7 protein-coding genes are annotated in these 6670 nt (G+C 68.9%); 5 read left to right on the forward strand and 2 right to left on the reverse strand.

Features of this window, described 5'->3' with window-relative positions; all coding sequences use genetic code 11:
* Positions 1-992, reverse strand: a 992-nt coding sequence (locus tag B2U11_RS00910) for a PPC domain-containing protein (protein WP_292069117.1), incomplete at its 3' end; no start/stop codon positions are given.
* 90 nt (positions 993-1082) lie between these two features.
* Between B2U11_RS00910 and B2U11_RS00915 the strand changes: the two genes are divergently transcribed.
* The 5 genes from B2U11_RS00915 (at position 1083) to B2U11_RS00935 (ending at position 5109) form a co-directional block, all read left to right on the forward strand.
* A complete protein-coding gene (locus tag B2U11_RS00915; RefSeq protein ID WP_292069118.1) occupies positions 1083-2006 on the forward strand; it encodes a bifunctional methylenetetrahydrofolate dehydrogenase/methenyltetrahydrofolate cyclohydrolase in 924 nt (307 codons plus the stop codon).
* A gap of 60 nt (positions 2007-2066) precedes the next feature.
* A complete protein-coding gene (locus B2U11_RS00920) occupies positions 2067-2753 on the forward strand; it encodes a LemA family protein (RefSeq protein ID WP_292069119.1) in 687 nt (228 codons plus the stop codon).
* 22 nt (positions 2754-2775) lie between these two features.
* A complete protein-coding gene (locus B2U11_RS00925) occupies positions 2776-3621 on the forward strand; it encodes a TPM domain-containing protein (RefSeq protein ID WP_292069120.1) in 846 nt (281 codons plus the stop codon).
* Positions 3621-4295: a TPM domain-containing protein gene (locus B2U11_RS00930; RefSeq protein ID WP_349680688.1), complete on the forward strand. Its 675-nt coding sequence runs from the start codon at positions 3621-3623 to the stop codon at positions 4293-4295. Before B2U11_RS00925 ends, B2U11_RS00930 begins: the two co-directional genes overlap by 1 nt.
* Before the next feature lie 76 nt (positions 4296-4371).
* Positions 4372-5109: an endonuclease/exonuclease/phosphatase family protein gene (locus B2U11_RS00935; protein ID WP_292069123.1), complete on the forward strand. Its 738-nt coding sequence runs from the start codon at positions 4372-4374 to the stop codon at positions 5107-5109.
* On the opposite strand, the gene B2U11_RS00940 is transcribed toward B2U11_RS00935, so the two are convergent.
* Positions 5094-6572 (reverse strand): phospholipase D-like domain-containing protein, encoded by a 1479-nt coding sequence (locus B2U11_RS00940; RefSeq protein WP_292069125.1) that lies wholly within the window; start codon positions 6570-6572, stop codon positions 5094-5096. The two genes, B2U11_RS00935 and B2U11_RS00940, sit on opposite strands and share 16 nt — an antisense overlap.
* Between the last annotated feature and the right edge of the window lie 98 nt (positions 6573-6670).

Below are 6670 nucleotides of genomic sequence, written 5' to 3' on the forward strand. Positions count from 1 at the left end.
CGACGCTCTTCCGATCTGATGCTGTTGGCCGACAGCCGGCGCAGCGCCAGGTAGGTGTCGAAGTCGTCCGAAGACATTTCCACCGCAATCCGCTGGCCGGCCGTCCCCGTGAAACGGTAGAGGTCGGCGCGCTGGCCGTCGTCGTTCTGGCCGCTATCGTCGTCCAGCGTCCCCTCGACCTCGTCCCCGACGGCGAGGGGCTTGGATGGCGGCGGCGGCGGTGCGGCCTCCAGTCCGACGACATAGGCGCCTTCGCCTTCGCTCAGCGAGGTCGCGCGGATGACGTAGTCGCCGGCGTCTGGCGCGACGAAGACCAGGCGCGAGTTCAATCCCCCGCCCGGCGCGTCGTCGTTCTGCGCCAGTTCCTCGAAATCCGGGCCGTTCATGCGCCCGACGCGGACCACCGGATCGAAGGCGTCGGACTCCAGCGTCACCACCAGTCTCTCGCCGGCGGCCGCGCGAAAGACGAAGGCGTCATAACGCCCGCCGTCTTCCAGTTCCGGGTCACGGTCGCCCAAGCTGCCGTCCAGGGTCTGACCCAGGCGGATAGCGGTCGGGCGCGGCGCGCGGGGTGGGCGCGGGCGTTCCCGCAGCGACAGACTGTAGTCGCCGCCTTCGAGCCCCGACAGCGTGCGCGCGCGCAGGATGTAGGTTCCGTCGGCTTCGGGCGTGAATCGCAGACGGGCGTTCGTGCCCTCTCCAAGCCCGTCGTCATCTTCCGCAAGCGGCGCATCCTGGCCTTCCGCGCGGATCTCCAGATAGGCGTCGAAGTCGGCGGCGCGCAGCACGGCCTCCAACCGCTGGCCGGCGCGGGCCTGGAAGCGGTAGTCGTCGAACCGATAGGCGTCGTCGGGAGCCGCGGGGTCGTCGGCGGTCAGGGCTGCATCGACGCTGGCGCCGATTCGCAGCGGATGCGCGTCCTGCGCCATCCCCGGCCCGGCTGCGCAAAGCAGGGCCAGGGCGCTGCAGGCGGCGATCGACGAACGCTTCATGGAGGTCTCCCTTTATGGACGGCGATCATAGACGCCGAACCCCGACGGCTGTAAATCGCGCCATCCTCATTTCCCAGCCCGGAGCCCGCCATGTCGGCCCAGCCCTCGCGCGCGACCCTGATCGACGGAAAGGCCTTCTCCGCCAGCCTGGTGGAACGGGTGGCCGCCGCCTCAGCGCGTCTGGAGGCGGCGCATGGCGTCAAGCCGGGCCTGGCCGTCGTCATCGTCGGAGAGGATCCCGCCAGCCAGCTCTACGTCCGCAACAAGGGCGAGACCACGGTTCGCGCGGGAATGCGGTCCGACACCCATCGGCTGGACGCGACCACATCCCAGGCCGACCTGCTGGCCCTGATCGCCGATCTGAACGCCGACGTCGGCATCCACGGCATCCTGGTTCAACTGCCCCTGCCCGCCCACATCGACGCCTCGGTCGTGCTGGACGCCATCGATCCGGACAAGGACGTTGACGGCTTCCACGTGGTCAACGCCGGCCGGCTGGCCGTCGGCCTGCCCGGCCTGGTGCCCTGCACGCCGCTGGGCTGCCTGATGATGCTGAAGGATCAACTGGGCGACCTGTCCGGCCTGAACGCCGTCATCATCGGCCGCTCCAACATCGTCGGCAAGCCGATGGCCCAACTGCTGCTGGGCGAAAGCTGCACCGTGACCATCGCCCATTCGCGCACCCGCGACCTGCCCGCCGTCTGTCGCGCCGCCGACATTCTGGTGGCCGCCGTGGGTCGTCCGGAGATGGTGCGTGGCGACTGGATCAAGCCGGGCGCGACCGTGATCGACGTGGGCATCAATCGCGTGCCCTCGCTGGATCCGGAAAAAGCGGCGGCCGGAAAGACCCGCGTGGTGGGCGACGTCGCCTTTCAGGAGGCGATCCAGGTCGCGGGTCGCATCACGCCCGTGCCCGGCGGCGTCGGGCCAATGACCATCGCTTGCCTGCTGGCCAACACCTATTCCGCCGCCTGTCGTTCGATCGGCGTGACGCCGGAGCCGTTGGACGCTTGAAGCGTTGCGGCTTCGCGCCGATATTCGTAGCGACGGCGCAATCGCCGACAGGGAGAGAACATGGTCCGCATCAATGCTCGCGCGCTGGCTCTGACGGCCGCGCTGATGATCACGCCGGCGATGGCCGGCTGCGGCTACAACACCATTCCGACCGAGCAGGAGCGCGCAGAGGCCGCCTGGGCCGACGTGCAGAGCCAGTATCAGCGCCGCGCCGACCTGGTGCCTAACCTGGTCGCCACCGTCCAGGGCGCGGCCGTGCAGGAACGCACCACCCTGACGGAGGTGATCAACGCCCGCGCTCGCGCCACCTCGGTCAACATCTCCGCTGACGACCTGGACAACCCCCAGGCCTTCCAGCAGTACCAACAGGCTCAGGGCGAGCTCAGCGGCGCCCTGTCGCGTCTGCTGGTGACGGTCGAGGCCTACCCCCAGCTTCAGGCCAACCAGAATTTCCTGACGCTGCAATCGCAGCTGGAGGGCACGGAAAACCGCATCGCCATCGCCCGGCGCGACTACAACGAGGCGGTCCGCACCTACAATACGACGCTGCGCACCTTCCCGAACGTGATCTGGGCCAAGACCCTGCACGCGGGCTCCAAGCCGATGCAGTTGTTCACCGCCACGGCCGAGGCGCAAAGCGCGCCGCAGGTGAACTTCAACCTCGGGGCCTCGCCGTCCAACGCCTCCGCCGCACCGGGCGGAAACGCCGCGCCGGTGACGCCGGGCGCCACGCCGCCGGCCCAGTAAGCCGTTGGCGTTCGATCGGTCGGTGACGGCGTTCCAAGCTTCGCGTCCGCGATGGCGCGGTCTGACCTTGCTGCTGGCGGGGCTGGTCCTGCTCTGGCTGGCCGCCCTGCCGGCCGCGGCTCAGTCCAGGCTGGACTTTCCCGCCCTGACCGGGCGCGTGGTCGACCAGGCGAATCTGCTCAGTCCCCAGACCGAACAGGCCTTGAGCGAAAAGCTGGCGGCGCTCGAGACATCCAGCAGCGACCAGCTTGTCGTGGTGACTCTCAACAGCCTCCAGGGCCAGGAGATCGAGGACTACGGCTATCAGCTGGGCCGCGCCTGGGGCATCGGCCAGAAGGAAAACGACAACGGCGCCCTGCTGATCGTCGCGCCGCACGAACGCAAGGTTCGCGTCGAGGTCGGCTACGGCCTTGAGCCCATCCTGACCGACGCCTTCTCTTCGCTGGTCATCCAGAACGACATCCTGCCGGCGTTCCGCGACGGCGACTTCGAGGGCGGCATCGTCAAGGGCGTCGACGCGCTGGTCGAGCAGATGTCGCTGGATCCCGCGGAGGCCCACGCACGCGCCGAGGCGGTCGCCCAGGACGCTAGCCGGGGCGAAAAGGCCTCGGCCATCGGCGGCCTGGTCGTCTTCGGCGTCATATTCCTGTTCATGCTGATCGCCACCGCCGCCTCGGCGCGGGGACGACGCCACCGCAAGAACGGCGTCGGACCGGTCCTGCTGTGGGCCTTGGCCGACATTCTCAGCCAGTCTGGACGCGGCGGCCGGGGCGGCGGTGGTTTCGGCGGCGGCGGCGGATTTGGAGGCGGCGGCTTCGGGGGCGGCGGCGGATCGTTCGGCGGCGGCGGCGCTTCGGGGGGATGGTGATGCGGATAACCCAGGACGACCAGGCACGGATCGCCCAGGCCATCGCCACGGCCGAATCCGCGACCTCGGGCGAAATCTTCTGTGTCGTCTCGCGACGCGTTTCCTCTTACGGCGACGTGGCCTTGGCCTGGGCGGCTGCGGCGGCGTTGATCCTGCCCGCCCTGTTGATCCCCTTTGGCTTCGACGGCGGCTGGCCCTTCGGCGGAGGCTGGGAGGCCGCGCACGATTCCGGCCTGACGGTCGGCCGCGCGCTGGGCGGCTATGTGCTGGTCCAGGCGGCCGTTTTCGCCGGCGTTCTGCTACTGAGCTTGATCCCGGTCATGCGCCGCTGGATGACGCCGCCGGCCCTGCGTCGGGCCCGCGTCCGCCGCGCCGCGCTGCAGCAGTTCCTGGCCCACGGCGTCCACGTCACACGTGAACGCACCGGCGTGCTGATCTTCGCCGCGCTGGACGATCATCAGGTCGAGCTTATCGCAGACGAGGGCATCCACGCCCAGGTGGACCAAGGCGTCTGGGGCGACGCCGTCGCCGCCTTGACCGCCGAGATGAAGGCCGGACATCCCGCCGACGGGTTCGAAACCGCCATCGCCCAATGCGGTCAGGTCCTGGCCCGGCATTTCCCGCCCCGCGCCGACAATCCCAACGAACTTCCAGACCATCTGGTTATCCTCTGAGCGTCGCATCGAGGTCGCATTCGCGCGCGAAAAGGCTTAGCCCGGCGTCCCGCTTCGGATTCGTTTCGCCAACTCCATGCCTCGCCTCCTGACCTACAACGTCCACCGCTGCGTCGGCACCGACAAGCGGCTCGACATCGACCGCATCGTCGCCGTGATCGGCGAGCACGAGCCGGACGTCGTCTGCCTTCAGGAACTGGATGTCGGCCGTCTGCGCACCGGTCATGTCGACCAGGCCCAGACCATCGCCGACAAGCTGGCCATGACCTCCCGCTTCCATCCGGCCATGCGGGTAGGGGCCGAACTGTACGGCGACGCCATCCTGACGCCCCACCCGGAGCGGTTGGTGCGGGCCGCGGCGCTGCCCACCGTCGCCGGCATCCCGGGTCTGGAGCCGCGCGGCGCCATCTGGTCGCAGATCGACGTCGGCGGCGGCACGATCAACGTCCTCAACACCCATCTGGGGCTGGTTCCACGCGAGCAGAGGCTTCAGGCCGCGGCCCTGGCGGGCGCGGGTTGGCTGGGCGCCTGTCAGGGGCCAACCCTGCTGGCGGGCGACTTCAACGCCACCTCCATCACCCGCCCCTATCAGATCCTGGCCCGCAACCTTCAGGATTGCCAGCGGCAGCTGAAGCTGAAGCCGTCGGTCAAGACCTTTCCGTCGGGCTTTCCGGCGATCCGCATCGACCACTGTTTCGTCAGCCCCGAGATCCGGGTCACATCGGTCAGATCAGCCTTTTCGCCCTTGGCCCGCGTGGCCTCGGATCACCTGCCCCTGGTGATCGATTTCGAGGTCCTTCAGCCCGGCGACTGACCGCCTTCCGACGCCGGGCGGGTGCGGCGCGAGCGGGCCAGCCGCTTCCACGGCCGCCAGGCGTCGGAGGTGGAGGTGGGATCACCGAACTGCCATTCGGCGAACAGGCGCTGGATGCGCGTGGGCGCCTCGGCGCCCAGAGGCTTCAACCGCTCGCTCTCGAAGCTGCAGATCGCGGCGCCGGTCGAACCTAGCACGGCCTCGACCGCGGCGAATTCATCGGCCGTCACGCCCAGCCAATGGCCGATGGTGCGATGCCGATGCGCGGCGATGACCGCCCGGCCCGCCGCATCCACCGGCTCGGCGGCGATATCGCATTCGGTGTCCAGCCCCATCGAGCGGTTGTTCAGGTTGGTCGAACCGATCCTCAGCAGGCGGTCGTCGACGATAGTCACCTTGGCGTGGACGATGATCCGCTCGCCGTGCTCCGTCAGGGGAGCGAAGGCGAAGAAGCGGTTGTAGGTGTCGGCCTGCTCGAGCCTGAACAGCACCTCCGCACGCGCGGTGTCCATCGTCATGCTGTCGAACCAGCTGGGGCTCTTGCCGGTGGAGACGACCACCACCTCGGGCCCGTCCATCTCGGCCAGCCGTTCCGCCAGCGCGGCGGCGATCACCGGCGAGGTGAAATACTGGTTCTCCATGTAGATCAGGCGGCGCGCGCGGCGGATCGCTTCCAGGTGCAGGGCCTCGTTCTCGCGCACCTCGTGCCGACCGGCCCATTTCGGCTCGGTGCGGGCGACGCCGACCGGAACATCGGTCATCTGCACCGGCACGCCGTCAGGCCATGGGTCGCCTTCCACGTCGTCGGGAATGGTCCGTTCCCATGTCGCGCGGAACCACCGCTCGCGCGCCAGGTCGCCCAGTACGCGCGCGGCCGGCCCCGACAGCACCGCCATCACCTCGTGGCGCGCCTTGCAGATCAGGCCGTTGGGCAGGGCCCGGCGGGGGTCTCCATCCAGGTGCTCGTCGGAATCCCACCGGTCGGTGGAGATGTCGCCGCCGCCCGCGAACGCCACCTTGTCGTCGATGACGATGACCTTCTGGTGGTGGCAGGCGCCGATCGGACCGGGCGAGTCCATCCGGAACTCGACCATCCGCTTTCGGAACCAGCGCTGGGCGCGGTGGGGATAGAAACCCTGAGACGCCGCGATCAGTAGCGGCGACTTCCAGATCAGAAGACGCACATCGAGGTCGGGCTTCCTCTTGACCAGCATCCGCAGCTGGTGGCCGATTTCCGCCGTCTTGTCCCCCGGCCGCGTCTCGGGGTCCAGGTGGGTGCGGGGATCGAACTGCCAGCCCAGGATGACGATCGATCGTTCGGCCTTGTGAATCGCCGAGGCGAGGGCGTCGAAATAGGCCTCGTTTTCCATCAGGATCGAAAAGCGGGACGCGGTCGCGCTGCGCCAGACCCCGGGGCCGGGCTCAAGCAGACTGCCCTCGTAGCTCTGGCCGTCCTGGGTCATTCAGCCCTGCCTGCGCGATTCGCGTGACGTCGCCTCGGGGCCTTGCGCCGTTCTCCGTTTCATGGGGGCCACGCCCGGTCAATCTTTCGGCGCCGGGG

The organism is Brevundimonas sp. UBA7534, from assembly GCF_002479325.1.
Classification (GTDB): Bacteria; Pseudomonadota; Alphaproteobacteria; order Caulobacterales; family Caulobacteraceae; genus Brevundimonas.

Coding starts and splice junctions, on each gene's coding strand:
- B2U11_RS00935 (WP_292069123.1), top strand. CDS start 4,372: ATGCCTCGCCTCCTGACCTACAACGTCCACCGCTGCGTCGGCACCGAC.
- B2U11_RS00930 (WP_349680688.1), top strand. CDS start 3,621: ATGCGGATAACCCAGGACGACCAGGCACGGATCGCCCAGGCCATCGCC.
- B2U11_RS00920 (WP_292069119.1), top strand. CDS start 2,067: ATGGTCCGCATCAATGCTCGCGCGCTGGCTCTGACGGCCGCGCTGATG.
- B2U11_RS00915 (WP_292069118.1), top strand. CDS start 1,083: ATGTCGGCCCAGCCCTCGCGCGCGACCCTGATCGACGGAAAGGCCTTC.
- B2U11_RS00940 (WP_292069125.1), bottom strand. CDS start 6,572: ATGACCCAGGACGGCCAGAGCTACGAGGGCAGTCTGCTTGAGCCCGGC.